Source organism: Pontibacter brevis, from assembly GCF_054779655.1.
On the sequence record NZ_BAAGXV010000071.1, the window covers coordinates 1 to 24,003 of the forward strand.

Sequence of the window (24,003 nt, forward strand, 5' to 3'; positions counted from 1 at the left end):
TGGTCAGAAAAACAGCCTGCTTCTCTAAAAAAGAGCAGAATCACTACAACGCCATGAAGCTAATATTCTATTACCGAAACCATCATACATTCTAGACCACAACCACAATTTAATCAAAAAGCCCACCAAGTCATCCTCCTTCACATTGTTTTGAGCTTAACAGACTTAATATTCGGAGAAGGGCACAGCAACTGTGGCAAGTGAAAAGTGCACTCCCCTGTCCCCATGCACTTTGGCAGAACAATTCTTTAATATAAAAAAGCCCTGCAGTGTACACTGCAGGGCTTTTGAAAGAAGAATCAATCCCGCTTATAAAGCGCCTTCTTTTATTTCGTCTACTACAGTAGGGTCGAGCAATGTAGAGGTATCGCCCAGGTTGGAGGTGTCGCCTTCAGCTACCTTGCGCAGGATGCGTCGCATAATTTTACCGGATCGCGTTTTAGGAAGGCCGCTTACGATCTGTATTTTGTCCGGACGGGCAATCTTCCCGATCCTTTCTACTACGGTCTCCACTATCTCGGCACGAAGCCAGTCTTCTCGTTCCGGCTTGTCTTTCAAAGTAACGAAGGCATAAATGCCCTGCCCTTTCACATCATGCGGATATCCTACCACGGCCGACTCCACCACGTGCTTGTTGTGGTTGATAGCTTCCTCAATCTCGGCTGTTCCGAAACGGTGGCCGGATACGTTAATCACATCATCCACGCGGCCAATGATGCGGTACAGTCCGTTTTCATCGCGTTTTGCGCCATCTCCTGTAAAGTACAGGCCTTTATAGGTAGAGAAGTAGCTGAGGCGGGCACGCTCGTGGTCGCCGTAGGTGGTCCGGATAATGCTTGGCCACGGAAACTTCACGCACAGGTAACCTTCCACCCCATTCTCTTTTATCTCATTGCCGTCTGCATCCACTAAGATGGGCTGAATGCCTGGCAGCGGCAGGCCCGCGTGGCTCGGCTTCATCGGCGTGACGCCAGCCAGTGTAGAAATCATGATGCCGCCAGTTTCGGTCTGCCACCAGGTATCTACCACCGGGCTGCGGTTTTTGCCAACATGGGTATGGTACCAATGCCAGGCTTCCTCGTTAATCGGTTCGCCTACTGAACCCAGCACCCGCAGCGAATCGAGGCTGTAAGACAGCACATCTTCGATATCACCGCCCATAAGGGCACGAATGGCGGTTGGTGCCGTGTAGAATATCGTTACACCAAACTTATCTACTATCTGCCAAAAGCGGCCGTTGTCCGGGTAGGTAGGCACGCCCTCGAACATTAAGGAGGTGGCTCCTGCCAGCAGCGGGCCGTACAACAGGTAAGTGTGCCCCGTGATCCAGCCTATATCGGCTGTACACCAGTAAACATCGCTCTCCTGGTATTGGAATACGTTGCAGAAACTGTACTGGGCATACACCATGTAGCCGCCACACGTATGCACCACTCCTTTTGGCTTACCCGTTGACCCGGAGGTATACAGGATAAACAGCATGTCTTCAGCATCCATCTCCTCGGCAGGGCACTCTTTGCTCACGCCCTGCACTTCCTCATGGTACCACACATCGCGGCCTTCCTTCATGTTCACGCTCCAGCCTAAACGCTCCACCACAATTACCTTCTCCACCGACTCACAACTCTCCAGTGCCTCGTCTACCACACGCTTTACGGGTATCTGCTTGGCTCCGCGGTTCAGGCCATCCGATGTCAGCACCATGCTGCACTGGGCGTCGTTTATCCTGTCGGCCATGGCAGAGGCAGAAAAACCGGCAAACACCACCGAGTGGATGGCTCCAATGCGGGCACAGGCCAGAACGGCTATTGCCAGTTCCGGAATCATAGGCATGTAGATGCAGATGCGATCACCTTTCTTTGCACCATTGTTCTTCAACACGTTAGCAAACTGGCACACCTTCTCATATAGTTCACGGTAGGTGTAGCGCACGAAGCGCTCTTTTGGGTCGTTCGGCTCCCAGATAAGGGCTAGTTTGTTGCCGCGGGACTTCAGGTGGCGATCCAGGCAGTTCTCTGTAATATTCAGCTTACCGCCCTGAAACCACTTCACGTTCGGTTCATCAAAATTCCACTCCAGCACCTTATCCCACTTCTTACGCCAGGTAAAGGTGTCGGCTATTTCGGTCCAGAAGTTTTCCGGTTCCTCCACACTGCGCTTGTAGGCTTCCTGGTATTCTTCATTTGTTTTAACTTGATAATTGATCATAGTTAAGGTAGGTTTTGGGTTAAGATTTATTCTTTGGATAAAGAGGCAGGTTTGTTTGCCAGTGCCTCAGTACTTACATCATGTTATACAAGGTGCTGCACCACCTCATCTTTGCTTCACTCATGCTAAAGCTTATTGACTGCCGTATACCTTTGCATAAAGTCAACTGACGTACGTTCACTGCCAAATGCATTTTCCTTTATTGTTGTCAGCAGAGCAGGATGCGCTGTCAGGACACTGCTTCTCTATAGTGATGGTACGGTAAAGGAGTACCATTGGCCATACGGTGCATGATTTTAAAAAGTATCCCGCAGAAGGACCTGAAAAAGCGCTTCATTACCAGCATACTTTGATACAGGCCACTGCCTTTTTTTTTCAGTTGTTCGCCAGCAGCTCCTGTTTTACCTGCTCCTGATAATTGAATCTGGAAGGTAGCCAGACTTTCTTCTGTTCTGCTGTTAATGATGGGTTGCCATACCGGCTCCGCGTGGTATACGAATATCCTCCACCAGATCCTGGATATGAACGGGCGGAGCAGGCGTAAAACGAGATACCACGTTAGACACGATAAAGTTTAGAATCATGCCTAGCGTACCAATACCTTCCGGCGAAATGCCAAACCACCAGTTAGCAGGCACGTTGGCTGCAGGGTTAATAAACTTGAAGTAAGAGATATAGGCTATCGTGAACAGAAGCCCTGTGACCATGCCCCAGATAGCCCCCTGCTTGTTCATGCGGGTAGAGAAAATACCCATAATAATAACCGGGAAGAAGGAAGCTGCAGCCAAGCCAAACGCAAAAGCAACCACTTCTGCCACAAAGCCGGGAGGATTGATGCCGAAGTATCCTGCAATGACAACCGCAACCGTTGCGGCGGCACGTGCAGCAATTAGCTCCTGCTTTTCGGAGATGTCAGGCGTAAATGACTTTTTCAGCAGGTCGTGGGCAATGGAAGTGGAAATAACCAGCAGCAGGCCGGCCGCTGTAGAAAGTGCTGCTGCCAGGCCACCCGCTGCCACCAGGGCTACCACCCAGTTCGGTAACCGTGCAATCTCCGGGTTGGCCAGCACCATGATGTCCTTGTCGATAACCAACTCATTCTGCTCCGCATCCTTCACATACTGAATGAGGCCATCTGCATTTTTGTCCGTCACGGTAATCAGCCCTGTCTTGCCCCAGTTGCCCACCCATTGTGGCATGGTGGCAATTTCCCGGTTACTGGTTGTGTTCAGCATGTTGTACATGCCATAGGCGCCTACAGCCGGGGCAGTGGTGTACAGTATGGCAATAAACAAAAGCGCATAGCCAGCTGATTTGCGGGCATCTTTTACTTTTGGCACTGTAAAGAAGCGCACGATTACGTGTGGCAGGCCCGCAGTACCCACCATCAGGGCAGCGGTTATAAAGAACACATCGATGGTTGACTTACTACCTTCTGTATAAGCGGCAAAGCCAAGCTCGGTCAGCACACCATCCAGCCTGTCCAGCAGGTAGCCACCCTCTTTCAGTTCGCCACCAAAGCCAATCTGCGGGATAGGGTTGCCGGTCAGCAGGATAGAGATAAAAATGGCCGGTACCATGTAGGCGAAAATCAGTACGCAGAACTGCGCCACCTGCGTGTAGGTGATGCCTTTCATACCACCCAGCACAGCATAGAAGAGCACGATGATCATACCAATGATTACCCCCGTGTTGATGTCTACCTCCAGGAAGCGGGAAAACACAATGCCCACGCCGCGCATCTGGCCAGCCACATACGTAAAAGAGATAAAGATAGCACATACAAGCGCCACCAGGCGGGCAGTTTTAGAGTAATAGCGGTCACCTACAAAATCAGGAACTGTGAATTTACCGAACTTACGCAGGTACGGTGCCAGCAGCAGAGCCAGCAACACATAGCCCCCCGTCCACCCCATCAGGTACACAGAGCCGTCGTAACCCATAAAAGAGATAAGACCTGCCATGGAAATAAAAGAGGCTGCCGACATCCAGTCTGCCGCAGTGGCCAAACCGTTTGCCAAAGGCGATACGCCCCCGCCTGCCACATAAAAGTCTTTCGTAGAGCCTGCTCTGGACCAGATAGCAATGCCAATGTAGATGGCGAAAGTAATTCCGACAATAATATATGTCCAGGTTAAAATACCCATTATCTTACAGTTTACAGTTAAACATCTTAATAGAAAGCGGAATTAATCTTCGTGCACATCAAACTCCCGGTCCAGCCTGTTCATCAGCCAGACATAGACAAAAATGATGATGACAAAGCAATAGATGGAGCCCTGCTGAGCAAACCAGAACCCGAGCTTGAACCCCCCGAGCCTGATTTGGTTGAGTTCATCAACCAGGACTATCCCGAAGACAAACGAAACCAGGAACCACACCGAAAGCAGCATAAAGAGAATCCGGACGTTGCGCTTCCAATACTCCTGCATTTTTTGTTTGTTATTTTCCATTAGGTGAAAAGCTTTTTGTTTTAAGATTAATATATCATTGTCTGCAGAATCATATCAATTTAGCAATATAATGTAAAAAGAATACTTTAGCTAGTAAGAAGCAAAGTGGTAAGCAATCTATCACTTACAGCAGTTACAACACAAAGAGCCCTGCCGCATGTGGCATGGCTCTTTGTGTTGTAACTGCTGTGGTTATCCTGAGACTTGATCGGAGTATTACTTATTTGCAGCTCCGCTAGATGTTTGTGCACGGGTATGTGGCTGCAGGAGTCCACCACAACATACACAGCATCCAACCGGCTTCTCCTTACATATCCCGCACCGACACTATTACTTCGTTATACCTGTCTGTGTTGAGAAGAAAGTTCGTGATTTTACGTCCAACTTCCTCTGGTGAGGCCAGTTCTCCCTTTGCTTTGTAATCGCGGAATTTCTCTACGGTGCTGAACCTGCTGGCATCCGACTCCCGGATTTGCCCCTGCATGCCCGTATCGACCACGCCCGGTGATAGCGAGAATACTTTCACGCCGGTGCCGCGCTTGTCCTGCTCCAACTGCACGGTTTGTGACAGCATATCGATGGCGGCTTTGGAAGCACAGTAGCTGGCCCAGCCATCGATAGGGTATTTGCCTGCACCAGAGCTTACGTTTACCACCACCTTCTGCGCGGGGTACTGGTTGTATACCTGCAGAAACGTATTCATGAGCATGGCTGGCACCACCACATTCACATCAAATACAAACTGAAACATTTCATTCTGCATGTTCTCGCCCACGTAGCCAATATCACCCAGCACACCGGCATTGTTGATTAGCACCAGCTTCTGCGCACCCTCGTAAGGCAGAAATAGTTTCTGCAGGTTATGCTCCACCGCTTCAATATCAGAGAAATCCAGCGGCTGGTGGCGGTAATTCTCATGCTTAATGCTGTTGCTGCGTGACACGCCGACTACCCGGTTGTTATTGTCTTTCAATAACTCTTCTGCAACGGCCTTGCCTATGCCTTTACTGGCTCCTGTTAGAATGTAGATGTTCACTTTTCCGAATCATAAATGGTGAATTATAAGTTACGAATGAGGAATAAAGTAGATGTAACAAGAAAGCCTTCCCCCCATCAAAGTAAGCTGTAAATTAAAAGAGCTGGTGCCCCTGCCACAGCAGAAACACCAGCTCTTTCAAGTATTAATCAGCTTTATAAAGCGAGTCGGAAGACTCATACCCACTAAAAGTCACGGGATAGATTCCCGCGCCAGCAGGCGCTTTTTTCAACTTTTCAACTCTTTACCCCTCTAACTTTTTAACTACAAAATATACTGGCTCAAATCGCGGTTTTTCACCATGCCGGCCAGCTTTTCCTGCACCGTCTCGCGGGTTATCACGATGTGCGCGTTTGCTCCGATTTTGTCTGGTACATCAAACAGGATATCGTTGAGCAGGCGGCTCATGACCGTGTGCAGACGGCGCGCACCGATGTTTTCCACCTCTGTGTTTACTTCGTAAGCAATAGAGGCTATTTCATCCAGTGCTTCGTCATTAAACGTCAGCTCCACATCCTCCGCAGACAGCAAAGCTTCATACTGCTTGGTAAGGGCGTTTTTCGGGAACTTCAGGATTTGATAGAAATCGTCTTTGGTCAGGCTATCCAGCTCCACACGAATCGGGAAACGGCCCTGCAATTCCGGGATGAGGTCGGATGGCTTGGCTACATGGAACGCTCCGGCTGCTATAAACAGGATATGGTCGGTGTTGATGATACCGTACTTGGTGTTTACCGACGAACCCTCTACAATAGGCAGCAGGTCGCGCTGCACCCCTTCGCGGCTCACGTCTGGGCCACCGCCTCCTTTTTTACTCGAGCTGGCCACTTTGTCAATCTCGTCGATAAAGATAACACCGGAGTTTTCTGCTTTGAAGATAGCCTCTTCCTTTACTTCATCCATATCGATGAGCTTGGCAGCCTCCTCTTCCAGCAGAATCTTGCGGGCCTCGGCAATAGTTACTTTGCGCTTCTTCGTCTTCTTCGGCATCATACCGCTGATCATCTCCTGGATATTCATCATAGAAGCCTCATCCATACCCGGGGCTAAAGCTCCCACGCCAGGCATGGCACTCTGCTGCACTCGTATTTCGATCTTCCGGTCCTCCAGCTCTCCGTTACGGATCTTGTCGCGGAATTTCTCACGGGTACGCTCGTTTAGCTCATAATCGCTGTCCGGCATCACGTTCGAGTCAGATGAACCAGGGTAGGAAGGAACTGCATTGCCTCTGCCCTGAATAGGCGGTATAAGGGCATCCAGGATGATATCTTCCACTACTTCAGCGGCACGCTGATTTACCTCTTCTTTTTTCTGCTGCTTCACCATATTCACTGCCTGCTCTACCAGGTCGCGTACCATGCTTTCCACATCGCGGCCTACGTAGCCTACCTCGGTAAACTTAGAAGCCTCCACCTTGGTGAAAGGCGCATCGGCAATTTTGGCCAGGCGGCGGGCGATTTCTGTTTTACCCACACCTGTTGCCCCAATCATAAGAATATTGTTCGGCACAATCTCACCCTTGATGTTCTCGTTGGCATTCATGCGGCGCCAGCGATTACGGAGCGCAATGGCTACGTTGCGTTTTGCATCGTGCTGTCCGATGATGTATTTATCCAGCTCCGCCACAATCTGGGCTGGAGTCAAATGTTCTATGCTATCTAACATGTTAGTTTCGTTTTGAAAATGTTTTATGCACTACAGCAGCTATACGGCCGTTGCTTATACACTTGGTTAACTACGCTTCTTTTTAAAGAACGTGCGGGTATCGGTGCTTACGGTAACATAATGGGTGGCTCCGGATGGGTGGAAAAAGGCACTTCCATAATCCAGCTCAAACGTACGCACCCGCAGCATGGCTCCCACTGAGAAACCCGCCCCTCCTGAACGTGTGTCGAGGCGCAGCTCCCGACGGCGCAGGTGGTTATACCCCGCCCGCACCTGAAAATTCTTGCTGAACACAAACTCAGCGCCTGCCACAAAATGGCGGGCTATCTTGTCAACCAGTTTCTTCTCTTCCTTCACCTCATTCCCGTTCTCATCCAGTTGCCCCGGCGCGTTTGGGTCGAGGTACACAATATCGAACTGGTAGAGGCGGTGCGCCGTAAGCGAAAGCCGCACAGGCATATGCTCCGGCTTGTAGCTTACGCCCAACTGGGCATCAAAAGGCATCGGCTGTCGCTCTGCCCCATCGTAAGGCTTTACCTGGTAACCCACGTTCTTGAACGCCAGCCCTACTGTAAAGTCTTTTTCAGGATGTCTGAACGCCACTCCCGCATCTGCCAGCAAGCCCACTGCCTGATCTCCCGCCATGCTTGAGACCGCTAGCTTTGCAGTGGCACCTATTGTAAAAGCCTCTACCTGCCGGGCATGTGTCAGGTTGATATTATATTCGTTTACACTGAAGCTGCCTTCTGCTGCTCCCGTGGCATCGCGCTGCACAAAGTCGCCATAGTTCAGGTAGTTTACGCCTGCTGCCCAACGTCCATGTTTCTCTGAGTGGAAGGCGTAGGCCACATTACTCTGCCGGATATCAGCCAGGTACCCCACATAACTCAGCGAAAGCTGGTTATACATCTCCTTGTTCAGCAGTGCCGGGTTAGCAGCTACCATGTTTACGTCATGCGCACCCGCCGTTACGTTTACACCACCCAAAGCCGCTTGCTTCGCGCTGCCCGGAAGCTCCAGGAAATTAAAGCCCCGTTGGCCTCCTACCTGCGCCTGCGCCGTAAGCGTAAAGCTTAGTAGCAGGAGGATTAGCAGTGGCTTTTGTGCTTTCATGCTTCTTACAGCTATTCTGGGAGTAATTTTGAATGACTGGATAATTGAATTTTGAATTAAAAATATTCCCCTATTCAATTATCCAGTCATTCAAAATTAACTTTCAGCCTTCTCTTCCGTCACTGTCAGCTTCAGAGGGTGTTTCACCTTCTCCTTCAGCAGGGCTATTTTCACCACCTCATCTACACGGTCTACATAATGTACATTCAGACCTTTAATGTAGTGTGCCGGAATTTCGTTGATATCTTTCTTATTTTTCTGGCAAAGGATGACATCAGTGATACCCGCACGCTTCGCCGCCAGTATTTTCTCTTTGATACCGCCTACAGGCAGTACTTTACCACGCAGGGTTATCTCACCGGTCATAGCCAAACGCGATTTTACCTTACGCTGCGTAAACACAGAGGCGATGCTTGTGAAGATGGCAATACCCGCCGACGGTCCGTCCTTCGGCACAGCCCCTTCCGGGAAGTGGATGTGCAGGTCATACTGTTCGAACAGGCGGTAGTCAATGTCCAGCAGTTCGGCATGTGCTTTCAGGTAAGAGATGGCCGTCATGGCCGACTCTTTCATCACATCACCTAATTGCCCGGACAGCGTCAGTTTGCCCTTTCCTTTGCTCAGGATAGACTCAATAAACAGGATGTCTCCTCCTACGGAGGTCCAGGCCAGGCCTGTTACTACTCCCGCCGTGTCGATGTCCTGGTAAATTTCTTTGTCAAAAATCTCGGAGCCTAAAATCTTTACCACTTCTTCCGGCTTGATAGTCGGAGCAAACTCCTCCTCCATCGCCTTTAGCTTGGCAGTGTTACGCACCAGTTGCCCTATCTTCCGCTCCAGGTTCCTTACCCCGGATTCGCGGGTATAGTCGTCGATTACCTTCTGGATAGTTGCCTTCGGCACCTTTACATCATCCGGCTCGAGGCCATGATCCTTCAACTGCTTTGGTACGAGGTGGCGCCTGGCAATTTCTGCTTTCTCCTCCAGGGTGTAGCCTGTAATCTCGATAATCTCCATACGGTCGCGCAGGGCAGGCTGTATGGTGTCCAGCGAGTTGGCAGTCGCAATAAACAGCACCTTCGACAGGTCATACTCCACATCCAGGTAATTGTCCATAAACGTGTGGTTCTGCTCCGGGTCCAGCACCTCCAGCAAAGCGGAAGCCGGGTCGCCACGGAAATCAGAGGCCAGTTTATCTATCTCATCCAGGATGATGACCGGGTTAGAAGAGCCTGTCTTTTTAATCTGACTGATGATTTTACCTGGCATCGCGCCCACGTACGTGCGGCGGTGTCCGCGGATTTCAGCCTCATCTCTTACGCCACCTAAAGACATGCGCACATAGTTACGGCCCAAAGCTTTTGCCACCGAACGCCCCAGCGAAGTTTTACCTACTCCGGGAGGACCATACAGGCAGAGAATCGGCGCCTTCATGTCGTTCTTCAGCTTCAGTACGGCTAAATACTCCAGAATGCGCTCCTTTACCTTCTCCAGGCCATAGTGGTCGGCATCCAGTATTTTCTTAGTGCGCTTCAGGTTAAAGTTGTCTTTGGTATACTCGTTCCAGGGCAGGTCGAGCAGGAACTCGAGGTAATTAACAGCCACCGGGTATTCTGCCGCCTGCGAGTTCAGGCGGGCCAGCTTATCAATTTCTTTCTGGAAGTGCTTGGCTACGGCCTCCGACCACTTCTTCTTCTTTGCCCGCTCCTTAAAGCGTTCAATCTCCTGGTCCGGACCTTCCTGCCCCAGCTCATCCTGCAGGACTTTTATCTGCTGCCGCAGGAAGTAATCGCGCTGCTGCTGGTCTATGTCCGTATGTACTTTTGTATGAATCTCCTGCTTTAGCTCCAGCATCTGGATTTCGACCAGCATGAGCTCCAGCAATTGGGTGCCGCGCTCTTTGCTATCGTTCACCTCCAGCAGCGCCTGTTTCTGCGCCACCTCCACATTCAGGTTACTCGACAGGAAGTGCGTCAGGAAACTTGGGCTGTCGATGTTGTCCAGCGCCACCTGCGCCTCCTGCGGTATTTCCGGGTTCAGCTTCAGCATTTTACCGGCCGCGTCTTTCAACGACTGCACCAGTGCCTTTACCTCCTTGTTTTTCTTGTCCAGCTTGGTTTCCTCGCAGAGGCTTACTTTCGCCGTCAGGTAAGGGTCTTCCTGCTTTATTTCATCTATTTGAAAGCGGCTCTGGCCCTGGATGATAATGGTGGTATTGCCATCTGGCAGCACCAGCATTTTCAGGATTTTGGCCACGGTACCAACTCTGTATAAATCTTCCCCTGTCGGGTCGTCGCTGCTGGTATTCTTTTGTGCCACCACGCCCACAATCTTGTTGCCGGTATGCGCTTTCCGCACCAGCTTCACAGATTTTTTGCGGGTTACCGTAATTGGCAACACCACCCCCGGAAAAAGAACTGTATTGCGCACGGCCAGAATCGGCAGTTCATCCGGCAGGTCTTCAGTCTTTACGTCATCTTCAATTTCTGCTGTGATAACCGGAATGAGCTCGGTTTCATCGTCATCGGAGAATCCGCTTAATAATAGGTTATGTAAAAATTGGTTGAATGTATAGTTCATATGTAGATTAATGCCATTTTGACAGAAAGACTCTTTTTATCCCCGTCTTTCTGTACGTCTATAATAATGTCAAGTCCTGTGCCAACACGGTTCAGGCTGTAGTATTGTCGGTTTAACCCATCAGGCGGTGAAGCCCATGCTAAAAAATTGCATCAAGTTATAACGCTTTCACAAAATATAGCTTAGATTTGATATCTTTGACTCTCAGGCAAAAACTTACCTTGATGAAACGACCCCTCCTGTTGGCGCTTTACCTGCTGCTGTTCCATCTTGCCTTTACAAGCCAGGGGCAGCAGTATAAGCATATACCGCTTGATTCAGAAGCTGGCCTGAATGTACTGAAGAAAGCGCCTGAACCTGAACTTCATCTTAATTTCCCCAATTTAAATAAAATCCCTTACTATCACGAGCCTAAGAAGCTTGCGGCCATACAAAAGTTAGAGAAACGCAAGCGTTATGACCAGGTGCTGCCACTTTTAAGGCAATACGTAAAAAACTTTGGCATTCAGAATTTTTATAAAGACACACACCTGCTCTGGCGCCTGGGCCAGCTGTACGAGAAGCGTGGGGACCAGGAAAGAGCGAAGGCGCTGTATCGCCTCGTGCTAAAGCACCACCGCACCGATGTCCGCAAAATTCTCTCGCATTATGACTCACTGGAGCAGAACACCAAAAACTATTATGTGCCGCTCGATTATTACTACGAGCTGGTAGAGTACAGAAAGTCTATTGCTACGTTTCAGCCGCCCAGGGGCGTGTACATTAACATGGGCAACGCCATCAACTCTGACTATGCAGACTACGGACCTACCCTGGGCGATGAAAACGAGATGTTTATCTACACCTCGAAACGCAACGTCAATTACCTGGGCATTGAGACGAAGGTGAACGAGGACCTGTTTTACAGCAAGCAGAACAATGGCTTCTGGGAGGACGCAAAGTCCTTTGGCAAACCCATCAACAGCCAGTACAACGAAGGCTCTGCCTGCCTGAGCCGCGACGGCAAAACACTTTACTTTGCACGCTGCGAGTCGCCGGATGGCATGGGCAACTGCGACCTGTATGTTGCCTCCATGCAGGCAGACGGTACCTGGGGGCAGATAAAGAACCTGGGCGCCAACGTTAACTCCGAGGCATGGGATTCCCAGCCAACCCTCTCTTCAAACGAGGATACGCTTTACTTTGCCTCTGACCGCCTGGGGGGCTTTGGCTTGTCAGACATTTATTACACTTACAAAACAAAAAGCGGCAATTGGGCGAAGGCTAAAAACCTGGGCCCGGTAGTGAACACCCGCGAGAGCGAGGTTAGCCCCTTCTTTCATCCGCTGTACCAGGTGCTGTACTTCAGCTCCAGAGGACAGCTCTACAACTTCGGCGATTTCGACATCTACAAAACGTATAAGGTGCAGGGGCACTGGCAGGAGCCCCGTAACATAGGTCCGCTGGTAAACGGGCGCGGCAGCGAATATTACTTTACCATTGATGCCGCCTCTAAAAACCTGTACTATGCCCGTTCCGAGGCTGACGACATAGAGAACCTGGATTTGTACTCCTTTCCTTTACCGATGGAGGCCCATCCGTTAGCCGTTACCAAAGTAGAGGGCACCCTTACAGACTCCGTTACACGCAAGCCCCTGTCTGGCATTGTCTCCATTGTTGACCTCCAGAACGGCGTAGAGATTTCTTCGAAGTACATCCGCCCCGATGGCTCCTTTGAGTTTGACCTGATTGATAACTCTCGTTATATGATACTCATCCAGAGCCCGGACTTTTTCACCATTGAAAAAGAACTGTCGCTGGAGCAGGACACAGCTTTCCAGGTAATGACCACCGTGATTGACTACAGTGTTCCGATGGTGTTTAAGAACATTGAGTTCGAGCAGAACCAATCTACCATCAACGAGGAAATGAAGCCGATACTGGACGAGGTGGCCCTCTTTATGATAGACCACCCCTCTTACAGGCTGGAAATAGCGGGCCACACCGACGGCTTTGGAGACCCTGACTTTAACCTTTCGCTCTCCCAGGACAGGGCTGATGCCATTAAACGGTACATAGAGCGCAAGGTAAACATCCCCAACGGCCGCATTGATGCCATAGGCTATGGCAGCCGGAAGCCCTTGCGTGAAGAGAAAACAGAAGAAGACCGCCGCCTGAACCGGCGGGTGGAGTTCACCATCATCAAACCGAAGAAAAGCGGGTTTTAAATTAATAGTAAGTTGCCGCTGGATAACAGCACAACCATGGTAGCTTAGGAAGAAATGCATCTAATAGATTTTGAGAGGTAAGAAAATGCTAACAGCCATGAGAAGCGAAAGCATATATACCGTAAATGAAAAGAGGCTGTACAAACTAATGTACAGCCTCTTTCCACTTTACTACTAAATGATTTAGAACGTCAGCTTTTTCGTTACATCACCACGCTGCATCAGCACGCTTTCTGTTTCGCCTTTATAATTTACGTTGACGATGTTCATCTGGTCTGTGAACAAATCTGTAAGGATGGCATTTTTAACGTAAAGTTGTGCCAGGTTAGCTTTCTGCACCGGTACCTCTACATACATCCACACCACATCCACATCATCTTCCGAGCCCAACAATTTAGATTTCAGCGGCTTGCCTTTTTCCACTTCAAAAGAGAGTGTTTTATGCAAGTAGTCTGCAATGTATTTCCGCACCTCTTCAGAATTGCTGTTGTACGTTACTTTTGTTTTTGCCTGGCGCGAGAGGACGTTCTCCAGGTCATCCATGAACACTTTTACAGCTACCTCCAGGCTTTGTGTCTGCGGGTTATACTTTACATCCGTAATGCTGGCGTGGTAATCGTGCGCGCTGGCAGGTTGTGTTGCCAGAAACGCTACCACTAACAGCAGCAGGGAAATTACTTTACACTTCATAGGTTATTATTTGCCGGCGGGCAGGTCGGCCAACACGCGCTTTGCCATGGTGGGCATACTGTCGCTCACAATGCGTTGCACGTCGTTGATGTTGGATTGGTAAGGCACCTTCACTTTGTTGCCCGACACCAGTTCGCCATTACTGTCATAGATCGAATAATGAACCAAAAAATCGCGCTCATAGTTCTGTGCGGCTCTGTCTAAACAGTTTTCATACACTGTTTTTACCTCGAACTGGTTAATAAAGACATAGTAATCAATGCCGTACTGGCCATTGAAGTAGCTGAAGAAGTTCGGGTCCTTTACCTTCACCCCAAAGTGCTTGTGCGGATCCTGTGCAACAGGCACATCCTCAGGCTCACCTTTCAGGCCCATCTTCTCTTTCTGGCGCAGCACCCATGCTACCGCCCCCTTCTCTTCCTCTTTCACAACAGGCTGGTGGTTGTACTTCGACTGCTTGTTATCCTGGTAACTGTAGTTCAGCGATTTGTAAATGCGGCTCAGTTCGCTCACACTGTCGCGGTATACACCACCTAACAAGTGAATGGTTTCATAGCCCTGTGGGGCCAGCATGGCGTTCAGCCTTCCACGGAACACATGGCGTACATTCTGGCGCGGAATATGAGACTGACGGGCAATCTCGTAATCAGCATCAGAAAAGTACAGGTAGGGATCGAACGGTATCACCAGCACACGGCTTTTGGCTTTATGCTCCGCTGTTTTCGGAACAGGGGCTACAGAGGCAGAAGTACTTTCTACAGAACGGGCTGTGGTGGCTTTACCGGCTTTAGCCGTGGAAGATGTGCTTTTTTGTGTTGGTGCAGGCTTGGCTGCGGGTTTGCCTGCAGCAACTGCCTTTTTTGCAGCAGGCTTCGCCTTGCGAGACAGGTACAACGTCTGGCCTATCTGCAGCTTGTTGTTGTTCCACTTCTGAAGCGAGTCCAGGGGAATTTGGAAGCGTCGCGAGAGGCTGTAATAAGTGTCGCCCTGCTGCACCAGGTACACGCTATCGCCTGGGGCGGCCATAGCATGCTGGTTTATCCTGTGCAACTTTGCGGCAGGTGCCGCCCCGGCATTATTTAAGGCAGATACTAAAAGAAATATTAAGCTTGTAAGACTGTAAGCAAGGATGCTTTTCATGAGTGGATTTCTTTGTTAGAAGATCAACTTGAACACATCGTTAAAGATAGCGAATGCCATTAAGCCTAACAATATAACCATACCCACTTTTTGGGCGTTTTCTAAAAAGTTATCAGATGGTTTGCGACCGCTGATTATCTCATAAGTTAAAAACACAACGTGGCCACCATCCAGGGCTGGTATCGGCAGGAAGTTCATAAAGGCCAGCACCATGGAAAGCATGGCTACAATAGACCAGAACTTGTACCAGTTAAACGTATCGCCGAAAACCTGTGCAATTCCAATCGGTCCGCTAACCGACTTAGAGGCAGAAACTTCACCACGGAAAATCTTACCAAAGCCTTTCAGGTTTGCCGTAATCACACCAAATGCCTGTTCTGTGCCCACCGGGATAGACTCACCCAATGAATAGTCGCGGGTGGCATACTGAAGCAGTGGCACCGAATGGAAACCGATGGTACCGTCTTCGCTTACCTCTGTCTGGAGCTTGATAAGTTTGTCGTTGCGTTTCACGGTCATGGTTACCGTTTTTCCTTTGTTCTCCTGCATGGCCTGCTGAAACTCATGGAAAAACTGGATTTCATCTCCGTTCACTTTCGTGATGATGTCACCTTCCTGTAATCCTGCTTTAGCGGCGGCACTTCCGGAAACCACATCCCCAACTTTAAACGGCAGACGCGGCTGCACAAAAAGCATACGGTCTTCCCTGTCTGCCAGGCGGTCCATCAGGTCTACCGGCACTTTTATATCCACCAGCTGGCCGTTGCGCTCTACCGTGTAGTAGGCGTTGGAGCCCAGCAAAGCATCCATGGAGTATACATCTTCGAATTTATCCAGTTGCTTGCCATTCACGGCCACTACCCTGTCGCCTGTCTGGAAGCCGATATCCTGCCCAATCTCGTTAGCCACTACACCATATCTTGCCTCAGAAGCCGGCAGGTAGCTCTCACCGTAATTATAGGTAAGAGCTATGTAAATCACGATACCCGTGATAACGTTTACAATAATACCGCCCATCATCACGATCAGGCGCTGCCAGGCTGGCTTGGCCCGGAACTCCCACGGCTTTGGCTCTTCTTTCAGCGCATCTGTGTCCATGGACTCATCCACCATACCGGAAATTTTAACGAAGCCACCCAGCGGAATCAGACCCAGCATATATTCTGTCTCGCCAAACTTCTTGCCGAAGACTTTTGGAGGAAAACCAATAGCATACTTTTCTACCCGCATTCCAAACCATTTGGCAGCCAGCATGTGTCCTAACTCATGTAGCCCTACCAGTATCGTCAGGCCCAGTATGAGCTGGCCTACCATTACAATTACATCCATCTAAAAAGAAAAAATTTATACTTTCTGGTTCGGCCCATGGCTGCTGTGCAGCAACAGGCCTGTCATTTACTTGTTTTTGAAAACTGCTCTATGAGCCCGGCAGCACGTTTCCTTGCCTCCTTATCTGTATCAACATAGTCTTCGTAAGAAGGATTCGCAATATACGCAACTTTTGCCAGACAGCTTTCGATGACATCTGACATTTGCAGGAACCCTACCTCTTCCCGCAGGAAAGCACTGACTGCCACCTCGTTGGCTGCATTCAGGATACAGGGCATATTGCCTCCTTGTTCCATTGCATCAAAAGCCAGCTGCAGGTTCCGGAATGTCTCCAGGTCAGGCTGCTCAAACGTCAGCTGCGGGTAATCCATGAAGTTAAACCGCGGAAAGTCTGACTTCAGCCGATGCGGGTAACCCAGCGCATACTGTATCGGCAGCTTCATATCCGGCAGCCCCAGCTGCGCTTTAATAGAACCATCTTCGAACTGCACCAGCGAGTGAATGATAGACTGCGGGTGCACTACTACCTCTATCTGCTCGTTGCGCAGGCCAAACAGCCATTTCGCCTCGATTACCTCCAGCCCTTTGTTCATCAGGGAAGCCGAATCGATGGTGATTTTGGCTCCCATCTCCCAGTTCGGATGCTTCAGGGCCTGTGCCTTTGTAACTTGCGCCAACTCTGCAGTACCACGTCCTCTAAACGGACCGCCCGAGGCTGTCAGTATGATTTTTTCAATCGGGTTATGAAATTCTCCTGCAAGGCACTGGAAAATAGCACTGTGCTCTGAATCCACGGGATAGATATTTACCCCATACTCCTTGGCCAGCGCTGTTACCAACTGCCCGGCCACTACCAGCGTCTCTTTGTTAGCAAGGGCAATTTGCTTGCCAGCTTTTATGGCTCTGATAGTTGGCTGCAAACCGGCGTAGCCTACCATGGCCGTCAGCACCATATCCACGGTTCCCATTTCTACTACTGAGCAAAGGGCATTAGTGCCGGCATATACCTTTATATCTTCTTGCTGCAGTGCGTCCCGTACCTGCGCATACAGGTCTTCTCGGGCAATGACAACAGCATTGGGCTTAAACTCCAGCGCCTGCTGAATCAACAGTTCAGCATTGCTGTGGGCGGTAATTACCTCCAGTTCAAAGCTTTCAGGGTTGGCCTTTATTACATCCAGCGCCTGTGTACCTATGGAACCGGTGGAGCCTAATATGGCAATTCTCTTCATTGTATTGGATTAGGGCACAAGACAGCTTACTTCTGTTTTGTACCAAATTAGATTCTTAACTTCGGGGTAAACTGCTGCTGTGCTTTTTTACTTGATGCAGAAAACCCACCGCCTTATTTTTTACTTACCTCCAATAAGCCTTCCGCGAGTTTACGGTCGTTGCTGAGCCGGGGCACTTTGTTCTGCCCACCTAGCTTGCCCTGCGACTTCATATAGTCGCGGAAAGTACCAGCCGAAAGCGGCGTTACCTTAAGTTGCTGCAGAATATTGCCCTGGATTAAATCATAATAGTAAGAGTTCAGCTTCTGCAGCTGCTCGTCGAGTTCTTTTGTAAATGCACCCAGGTTCTGTGGCATGCGGGCAAACTCAATCAGCCACTCATGGTACGATTGGCCGTGGCTCTGGCTCACGTAGGGGGCTACTGTAAACTCAATCAGCTCCACATTGGTGAACTTGGCCATCGTCAGCTTCATTGCTTTCTCCACTTCCTCGCCTATCACGTGCTCGCCGAAAGCAGAGATAAAATGCTTAATGCGGCCACTTACAATCAGCTTATAAGGCTTAACAGAAGTGAATTTCACCGTGTCGCCTATAGAATAGCCCCAGAGCCCGGCGTTGCTGCTGATAACGAGCGCATAGTTCACGCCAACTTCTACCTCCCCAATGGTAAGGCGGGTTGGGTTCTCGTTGAAGAACTCATCTGTAGGAATAAACTCATAAAAGATGCCCGAGTTCAGCAAAAGCAGCAGCCCGTTATCGCCCTGCTTGTCCTGGTAAGCAAAAAAGCCTTCGGAAGCCGGAAACAGTTCAATGGAGTCTACCTGTTTGCCAACTGACTCAAACAATTTCTTGCGGTAAGGCTCAAAGTTGACGCCTCCGTATACGAAAAGCTGGAAATTCGGGAAAATGTCTTTGATCTGCTTGCCTGTTTGCAGCATCAGTTTGTCGAAGTACATCTGCACCCACGGCGGAATACCCGATATGAGCGTCATGTTCTGGTCGATGGTTTCTTCTATAATCTGATCCAGCTTTGTTTCCCAATCTTCGATGCAATTGGTCTCATAGCTGGGCAGCTGGTTTGTGCGCAGGTAGCCTGGCACATGGTGGTTGGCTATACCAGACAGGCGACCGGTATGGATTCCTCCTACTTCCTCTAATACAGGACTGCCGGAAAGGAAAATCAGTTTGCCGTCCAAAAACTGAGATTTGCCTGTTGCATACACATACGCCAACAGGGCATCGCGGGCACCGTTTATGTGGTTGGGGATAGAATCGCGCGTAATCGGGATATACTTGGTACCGGAAGTGGTACCGGATGTTTTGGCAAGGTAGAGGGGCTTCCCCGGCCACAGCACGTCCTTCTCCCCTTGTTTTACCTGGGTAAAGTAGCCTTTCAAGCCCTCATAATCCCGCACAGGCACAGCCTTCACAAAATCTGCATGCGTCTTTATACTGCCGAAGCCATGTTCGCGGCCAAAGAGGGTGTGCTGTGCCTTATTCAGGATATTTCTAAAAACTGTCTGCTGTGCCTCCACCGGGTTTTCAATCCAGCTTTGATGCTTTCTGTGCACATAAGCCGCCAGCGGCTTGCTCAACAATGCTTTTACACCCATACAATCACTTTTAGTGTGAGGTAAAGATAAATAGTTAAAGCGGCAATGCCATAACCCGGCAGGAAGATAGCGGCATTACCTGTAGCAAGGCGGAAAAGAGAGGACTTTCTGCGGTTAAAAAGAAGGCCCGAGCGCTAATGGAAACGCCACCGCTCTGTCAGGAAAAAGGTGATATTTGTAACCCATAATTTAGTGTAAGAACCTGTTTCTTTTCAAAAGCAGAAAACCTCCTGCACCAGTTTTAGTTTATAATAACATCATTTTAACCACTAAACCACAAGACAATGAAAAAACACAGAGCAGAAGCAAGATGGAACAACGGCCTGAAAGACGGCAACGGCGAACTAAAAACCGGCAATGGCGGCGTACAGTCGAGCTATTCTTTTGCTTCCCGCTTTGGTGACAGCACCAAAGGCACCTCTCCAGAGGAATTGATCGGCGCCGCACATGCCGGCTGCTTCTCTATGTTCCTGAGCGCCTTAATGGGAAAGCAGAACCTGTCGCCGGAGTATATTGAAACAAAGGCAAGCGTGCACCTGGGAGAAAAAGACGGTGGTCCGCTGATTGAAAAGATAGAACTGACAACCGAAGCAAAGGTAGACGGTCTGGATAATGATGCCTTCCAAGAACTGGTGCAGCAAGCAAAGGCTGGTTGCCCTGTGTCTAAAGCGCTGGCATCTGTCCCTGAGATTACAGTACAGGCAACACTTAAGGAATAAAAGTGTTATATTGCAGGTAGGCTATACTAAGGCCGCTTATGTTTTACTTTAACCCCAGAATATGGCAGCATCTGGCAGTAGTGCTCGGTCTTCCCTTATTGTGCAGCTTAGCCCTACACGGAGTGCAAAGCTTTCTTTTACGGTACAGCTTGTTCTTGCGCTCTTCTGGCTTGCCTGGGCGTCTGTGTTGCTTTTTTCCCGAAGCTCAGAAAACACTCAAAACTACTTTTATTATGCCTTTTTTGGGCTGGCAATTGTTTTCCTGGGATACGTGGTACTGCAGAATACCTCTGTGTTTGGTGTGCAATCTTACATCGAGGTGACACGCCAGTATATTGTTCAGAAGTTCGGGGTATTCAGGACCAAGCACATTATCTCCATACCAAACATATCCGCGGTACACATATCACCGCTGACGCTTCGTATCACACTGAAGGACGATTCTACGGTTTACTTAGACCTGAAACAGGTGCGTAAAAAGAAAGACCTTGAGAAGATAAAGGCTAAAATCCGGGATTTAGGGGTAGAGCATAACTTTTCGTTAACAGAAACGGCAAATTACACCACATAACCTGCACACATAAGAGACACAAAAAGGCCGGGGCTACACAGATGTGTGGCCCCGGCCTTTTTGTGTTCGCTCAGACTCTTGTTTCTTTTTAGCCTGCTTTTGACTTGAACTTCTTCTGAAGCTCCTGTATGCTTACTTTAAATTTCTTATCAGTATCTATCAGGTCCGACACCGTTTGCACAGAGTGGATAACCGTACTGTGGTCGCGGCCTCCGAAATGGTAACCAATAGATTTAAGGGAGTGGCTGGTAAACTCTTTTGCAAAGTACATGGCCACCTGCCGCGCCGTCACGATTTCTTTCTTACGGGTTTTGGCTTTCAGCGAGTCCAGGCTCACCTGGAAGTACTCTGCCACTGTTTTCTGTATAAAGTCGAGGTTTACCTCGGTTTCTACATCCTCTATAATATGCTTCAGCGCCTGCTTGGCAAGTTCCAGGTCAATTTCCTTGCGGTTTAGCGACGATTGCGCAATCAGCGAAATCAGTACGCCTTCCAACTCACGCACGTTCGTATCTACGCTGTAAGCCAGGTACTCCACCACGTTATCCGGAATGTCAATGCCATCGCTCTGCATCTTCTTCTGGATAATGGCCATACGCGTTTCAAAGTCAGGGCTCTGCAGGTCGGCGGTCAGGCCCCACTTAAAGCGGGATAACAGACGCTCTTCCAGGCCTTTCAGGTCGCGCGGCGGACAGTCGGAGGTCATCACAATCTGCTTGCCGGACTGGTGCAGGTGGTTGAAGATGTGGAAGAACATCTCCTGCGTTTTATCTTTCCCGCTCAGGAACTGGACGTCGTCAATAATCAGGATGTCCACCAGCAGGTAGAAGTTGGCGAAGTCCTGCACGTTATTCGTTCTTACTGATTCGATGAACTGGTTCACGAACTTTTCAGACGACACATACAGTACAAACTTGTTCGGGTCGCTGTTTTTAATGTGGTTCCCAATGGCCTGCACCAGATGTGTTTTACCCAGTCCTACGCCCCCATACACCATCAGTGGGTTAAAAGAGGTAGTTCCCGGTTTGTTTGCCACCGCAAAACCAGCGGAACGAGCCAGGCGGTTACAGTCTCCCTCAATGTAATTCTCGAAATTATAGGCCGAGTTCAGCTGAGAGTTCAGGAAGTTTCGGTCTATCGTCTTCGACTCAAACGGACTCTTGATAAAGCTTTGCTCCGGTTTATAAGAGTTTACAACAGCCTGTGGAATTTTTTTGGTTGGGATATTAACAGTCTGTGGTTTATTAGCTTCGTTGCCACGGTCTATGATAATGGAATACTCCAGGCGGCCTTCGCTGCCCAACTCCTGATAGATGACCTTCTTTAGGAGCTGCACATAATGCTCCTCCAGCCATTCGTAGAAGAATTGGCTGGGCACTTGTATCGTCAGCACACTCTCCCGCAGCGATATAGGCTTAATTGGCTCAAACCAAGTTTTAAAACTTTGCTCGCCAATGTTTTCCTTTATCACCTGCAGGCAGTTACTCCATACAGTCGAACAGTCTTTGATCATCCAGTTTTCCAAAACGCATAAGATTCGTTTGAGTGAAACAAACCTCTCCTAAGTGGCAGGGGGTTACAAATTTGATTAAATATCTGTAAACAAAAAATTATTTTTTTACGAAGTTGTTACAGGTATGTTTACCGGCAGAGCCGCCGTTCTCACATCTGTTTTCTTCTTCGATTTTCGGTTAAAAGCGAAATCAATTCGGCCTAAAAACAAGCCGGACCAACCTACCTGGTTTATCAGTGTCTCGTGTCCGCTCTCATGTCGCACTACATCAGGTTGTTCAAGGAAAGTATGGGTATGCGCGCCCAGAATCAGGTCGATGCCCTCTACTTGTTCTGCGAGCTTAAGGTCGTCAATTTTTTCTTCTTTATAACTATACCCTAAGTGTGAAAGGCAAATTACCAGGTTACACTTTTGTGTCCCGCGCAGCTCCTGCACCATCTCCTGTGCCACCGCCACCGGGTCCTGGTAAACTGTTTCTCCAAAATTATTCTTGCCTACAAGCCCTTCCAGCTCAATCCCAAGTCCAAACACCCCTACGCGCACCCCTTGTTTTTCAAAAATCTTGTAAGGCTGAAAACGGTCCTTTAAAATTGTACCGGAAAAATCGTAGTTGGCGATGATGAACGGAAAGGTAGCATTGGGCAACTGGCGCTCCAGCCCCTTCAGGCCGTTGTCGAAATCGTGGTTGCCCAGCGTGGCAGCATCATACTTCATCTCACTCATGAGCTTAAACTCCAGTTCGCCACCGAAGAAGTTGAAATAAGGTGTGCCCTGCCAGATGTCGCCGGAGTCCAGGAGCAGCACGTTTGGCTCTTCTTTGCGGATCTGCTCAATCAGGGTAGCGCGTCGTGCCATGCCGCCCATGCCGCCGTACTTCCGGCCATCATCCGGGAAAGGGTCGATGCGCGAATGCTGATCGTTGGTGTGCAAAATAGTGAGGTTGATGTTTTGTGCCGCCTCTGCAGAGAACGGAAGCCCAAGCAGCGTGACACCAGCCGCCCCAAGTGCTGTATTTTTAAGAAAATCTCTTCTGTTAATCATGATGTGTATACTTATGGGAGGATGGTGACACGCATAGTTGTATCGGCCCCGATAGGTTGGCCCTTTGCTGTGAGTTGCCGGATATGCTGCATAATGGCGTCGCGCATCATGATGCCTACCTTCTCTGACTTCAGTGCTTTTTTAAACACCCCCAGGTTGTCGCCACCACCGGCCAGGTAGTCGGAGGTAACAATGGTATAGTTTTGGTTGAGGTTTAGCGGCTCTCCTCCGATTTTGATATTCGTTGCCTTGCCGTTCTGAACAGTGAAGGTAGCATTGGCAATGGGCGCATAACGCGCTTCGGCCGCAATGTCGAAGAACTCTTTCACGGTGTTCCCATCCAGCGTCAGCACCACCAGCTCGTTTTCGAAGGGCATCAATTCGAAAATGGTACCCACTTTTACGGCACCCATCGGAACAGGCACGCGCAGGCCGCCGTTGGTGGTGGTGGCCATGTCTATCTGCCCCTCATACAGGCTCCGGGCCTGCTCCAGCATCAGGTCTACCACAAAGTTGCCCAGCGGCGACTGATAATCTGCTTTGCCCAGTTCTACAGGTGCTGTGCCTATAATCTCCTCCATCTTGGCCGTTACCTGCTCCCGGTAAGGCGCAATGTGGGCCTCGAACTGTGGATCAGCGGTAATGGTTTTATTTACCGGCACGTCAGTCTCGGCCAGCGTGGGCGACGCTATCCAGGTGCGCTGACAGGAGGCCAGGCTGAGCGTCAGCAGCAACGTGGCGGCTGTCTTTGAAAAATATCGGGTCATGTGTTCATTCTGAAAATTGGACTCAAAGTTATGTGCCTCTGCAACACATAGCAAATAGAGTAGGTTCGGCTTTACAATCTGATAACAGACCAGCCTGAATGAAGTATAACTTTTCTTATATCGCGC

The 24,003-nt window shown here is 49.5% G+C and carries 18 protein-coding genes and 1 pseudogene; 4 read left to right on the forward strand and 15 right to left on the reverse strand.

Annotated elements, in window-relative coordinates; all coding sequences use genetic code 11:
• A pseudogene (locus ACYVB1_RS14910) lies at positions 1-95 on the forward strand (IS1 family transposase); the annotation flags it as partial.
• Between the two features lie 214 nt (positions 96-309).
• On the opposite strand, the gene acs reads toward ACYVB1_RS14910, so the two are convergent.
• The 7 genes from acs to lon all read right to left on the reverse strand — a co-directional run bounded on the left by acs (position 310) and on the right by lon (position 11,055).
• Positions 310-2,208, reverse strand: coding sequence for an acetate--CoA ligase (gene acs / locus ACYVB1_RS14915; RefSeq protein WP_460924583.1), 1,899 nt, complete (start codon positions 2,206-2,208; stop codon positions 310-312).
• A gap of 458 nt (positions 2,209-2,666) precedes the next feature.
• Positions 2,667-4,355 (reverse strand): sodium:solute symporter family protein, encoded by a 1,689-nt coding sequence (locus tag ACYVB1_RS14920; RefSeq protein WP_460924584.1) that lies wholly within the window; start codon positions 4,353-4,355, stop codon positions 2,667-2,669.
• A 42-nt stretch (positions 4,356-4,397) separates the two neighbouring features.
• Positions 4,398-4,661 (reverse strand): DUF4212 domain-containing protein, encoded by a 264-nt coding sequence (locus ACYVB1_RS14925; RefSeq protein ID WP_460924585.1) that lies wholly within the window; start codon positions 4,659-4,661, stop codon positions 4,398-4,400.
• 307 nt (positions 4,662-4,968) lie between these two features.
• Positions 4,969-5,697 carry an SDR family NAD(P)-dependent oxidoreductase gene (locus tag ACYVB1_RS14930; RefSeq protein ID WP_460924586.1) on the reverse strand — a complete coding sequence of 243 codons (729 nt, stop codon included), beginning with the start codon at positions 5,695-5,697 and terminating at the stop codon, positions 4,969-4,971.
• Positions 5,698-5,961: 264 nt separating this feature from the next.
• The gene (hslU, locus tag ACYVB1_RS14935) at positions 5,962-7,362 is read right to left on the reverse strand and encodes an ATP-dependent protease ATPase subunit HslU (protein ID WP_460924587.1); all 1,401 of its coding nucleotides are present in this window, start codon (positions 7,360-7,362) and stop codon (positions 5,962-5,964) included.
• Between the two features lie 66 nt (positions 7,363-7,428).
• Positions 7,429-8,475, reverse strand: a complete 1,047-nt coding sequence (porQ, locus tag ACYVB1_RS14940) for a type IX secretion system protein PorQ (protein WP_460924588.1) — start codon at positions 8,473-8,475, stop codon at positions 7,429-7,431.
• Positions 8,476-8,571: 96 nt separating this feature from the next.
• Positions 8,572-11,055 (reverse strand): endopeptidase La, encoded by a 2,484-nt coding sequence (gene lon, locus ACYVB1_RS14945; RefSeq protein WP_460924589.1) that lies wholly within the window; start codon positions 11,053-11,055, stop codon positions 8,572-8,574.
• A gap of 224 nt (positions 11,056-11,279) precedes the next feature.
• Between lon and ACYVB1_RS14950 the strand changes: the two genes are divergently transcribed.
• Entirely contained in the window at positions 11,280-13,262 is a 1,983-nt protein-coding gene (locus ACYVB1_RS14950) for an OmpA family protein (protein WP_460924590.1), read from the forward strand.
• A gap of 183 nt (positions 13,263-13,445) precedes the next feature.
• Here ACYVB1_RS14950 and ACYVB1_RS14955 read toward each other — a convergent pair whose 3' ends face one another.
• The 5 genes from ACYVB1_RS14955 to ACYVB1_RS14975 form a co-directional block, all read right to left on the reverse strand.
• Complete coding sequence (locus ACYVB1_RS14955; protein ID WP_460924591.1) at positions 13,446-13,952, reverse strand: DUF6702 family protein; 507 nt, start codon at positions 13,950-13,952, stop codon at positions 13,446-13,448.
• A 6-nt stretch (positions 13,953-13,958) separates the two neighbouring features.
• Complete coding sequence (locus ACYVB1_RS14960; protein WP_460924592.1) at positions 13,959-14,978, reverse strand: LysM peptidoglycan-binding domain-containing protein; 1,020 nt, start codon at positions 14,976-14,978, stop codon at positions 13,959-13,961.
• A gap of 129 nt (positions 14,979-15,107) precedes the next feature.
• Positions 15,108-16,421 carry an RIP metalloprotease RseP gene (gene rseP / locus ACYVB1_RS14965; protein ID WP_460924593.1) on the reverse strand — a complete coding sequence of 438 codons (1,314 nt, stop codon included), beginning with the start codon at positions 16,419-16,421 and terminating at the stop codon, positions 15,108-15,110.
• A gap of 62 nt (positions 16,422-16,483) precedes the next feature.
• Positions 16,484-17,653 (reverse strand): 1-deoxy-D-xylulose-5-phosphate reductoisomerase, encoded by a 1,170-nt coding sequence (locus tag ACYVB1_RS14970; protein ID WP_460924594.1) that lies wholly within the window; start codon positions 17,651-17,653, stop codon positions 16,484-16,486.
• 113 nt (positions 17,654-17,766) lie between these two features.
• Positions 17,767-19,266, reverse strand: coding sequence for a GH3 auxin-responsive promoter family protein (locus tag ACYVB1_RS14975; RefSeq protein WP_460924595.1), 1,500 nt, complete (start codon positions 19,264-19,266; stop codon positions 17,767-17,769).
• A 284-nt stretch (positions 19,267-19,550) separates the two neighbouring features.
• On the opposite strand from ACYVB1_RS14975, the gene ACYVB1_RS14980 reads away from it, so the two are divergent.
• Positions 19,551-19,985 (forward strand): OsmC family peroxiredoxin, encoded by a 435-nt coding sequence (locus tag ACYVB1_RS14980; RefSeq protein ID WP_460924596.1) that lies wholly within the window; start codon positions 19,551-19,553, stop codon positions 19,983-19,985.
• A gap of 61 nt (positions 19,986-20,046) precedes the next feature.
• Entirely contained in the window at positions 20,047-20,556 is a 510-nt protein-coding gene (locus ACYVB1_RS14985; protein WP_460924597.1) for a hypothetical protein, read from the forward strand.
• An 88-nt stretch (positions 20,557-20,644) separates the two neighbouring features.
• On the opposite strand, the gene dnaA is transcribed toward ACYVB1_RS14985, so the two are convergent.
• The 3 genes from dnaA to ACYVB1_RS15000 all read right to left on the reverse strand — a co-directional run bounded on the left by dnaA (position 20,645) and on the right by ACYVB1_RS15000 (position 23,877).
• The gene (gene dnaA, locus ACYVB1_RS14990) at positions 20,645-22,069 is read right to left on the reverse strand and encodes a chromosomal replication initiator protein DnaA (protein WP_460924598.1); all 1,425 of its coding nucleotides are present in this window, start codon (positions 22,067-22,069) and stop codon (positions 20,645-20,647) included.
• A 105-nt stretch (positions 22,070-22,174) separates the two neighbouring features.
• Complete coding sequence (locus ACYVB1_RS14995) at positions 22,175-23,107, reverse strand: bifunctional metallophosphatase/5'-nucleotidase (protein ID WP_460924607.1); 933 nt, start codon at positions 23,105-23,107, stop codon at positions 22,175-22,177.
• A gap of 14 nt (positions 23,108-23,121) precedes the next feature.
• Complete coding sequence (locus tag ACYVB1_RS15000; RefSeq protein ID WP_460924599.1) at positions 23,122-23,877, reverse strand: 5'-nucleotidase C-terminal domain-containing protein; 756 nt, start codon at positions 23,875-23,877, stop codon at positions 23,122-23,124.
• Positions 23,878-24,003: the final 126 nt, after the last annotated feature.

Coding starts and splice junctions, on each gene's coding strand:
- acs (WP_460924583.1), bottom strand. CDS start 2,208: ATGATCAATTATCAAGTTAAAACAAATGAAGAATACCAGGAAGCCTAC.
- ACYVB1_RS14920 (WP_460924584.1), bottom strand. CDS start 4,355: ATGGGTATTTTAACCTGGACATATATTATTGTCGGAATTACTTTCGCC.
- ACYVB1_RS14925 (WP_460924585.1), bottom strand. CDS start 4,661: ATGGAAAATAACAAACAAAAAATGCAGGAGTATTGGAAGCGCAACGTC.
- hslU (WP_460924587.1), bottom strand. CDS start 7,362: ATGTTAGATAGCATAGAACATTTGACTCCAGCCCAGATTGTGGCGGAG.
- porQ (WP_460924588.1), bottom strand. CDS start 8,475: ATGAAAGCACAAAAGCCACTGCTAATCCTCCTGCTACTAAGCTTTACG.
- lon (WP_460924589.1), bottom strand. CDS start 11,055: ATGAACTATACATTCAACCAATTTTTACATAACCTATTATTAAGCGGA.
- ACYVB1_RS14950 (WP_460924590.1), top strand. CDS start 11,280: ATGAAACGACCCCTCCTGTTGGCGCTTTACCTGCTGCTGTTCCATCTT.
- ACYVB1_RS14955 (WP_460924591.1), bottom strand. CDS start 13,952: ATGAAGTGTAAAGTAATTTCCCTGCTGCTGTTAGTGGTAGCGTTTCTG.
- ACYVB1_RS14960 (WP_460924592.1), bottom strand. CDS start 14,978: ATGGCCGCCCCAGGCGATAGCGTGTACCTGGTGCAGCAGGGCGACACT.
- rseP (WP_460924593.1), bottom strand. CDS start 16,421: ATGGATGTAATTGTAATGGTAGGCCAGCTCATACTGGGCCTGACGATA.
- ACYVB1_RS14970 (WP_460924594.1), bottom strand. CDS start 17,653: ATGAAGAGAATTGCCATATTAGGCTCCACCGGTTCCATAGGTACACAG.
- ACYVB1_RS14975 (WP_460924595.1), bottom strand. CDS start 19,266: ATGGGTGTAAAAGCATTGTTGAGCAAGCCGCTGGCGGCTTATGTGCAC.
- ACYVB1_RS14980 (WP_460924596.1), top strand. CDS start 19,551: ATGAAAAAACACAGAGCAGAAGCAAGATGGAACAACGGCCTGAAAGAC.
- ACYVB1_RS14985 (WP_460924597.1), top strand. CDS start 20,047: ATGGCAGCATCTGGCAGTAGTGCTCGGTCTTCCCTTATTGTGCAGCTT.
- dnaA (WP_460924598.1), bottom strand. CDS start 22,069: ATGATCAAAGACTGTTCGACTGTATGGAGTAACTGCCTGCAGGTGATA.
- ACYVB1_RS15000 (WP_460924599.1), bottom strand. CDS start 23,877: ATGACCCGATATTTTTCAAAGACAGCCGCCACGTTGCTGCTGACGCTC.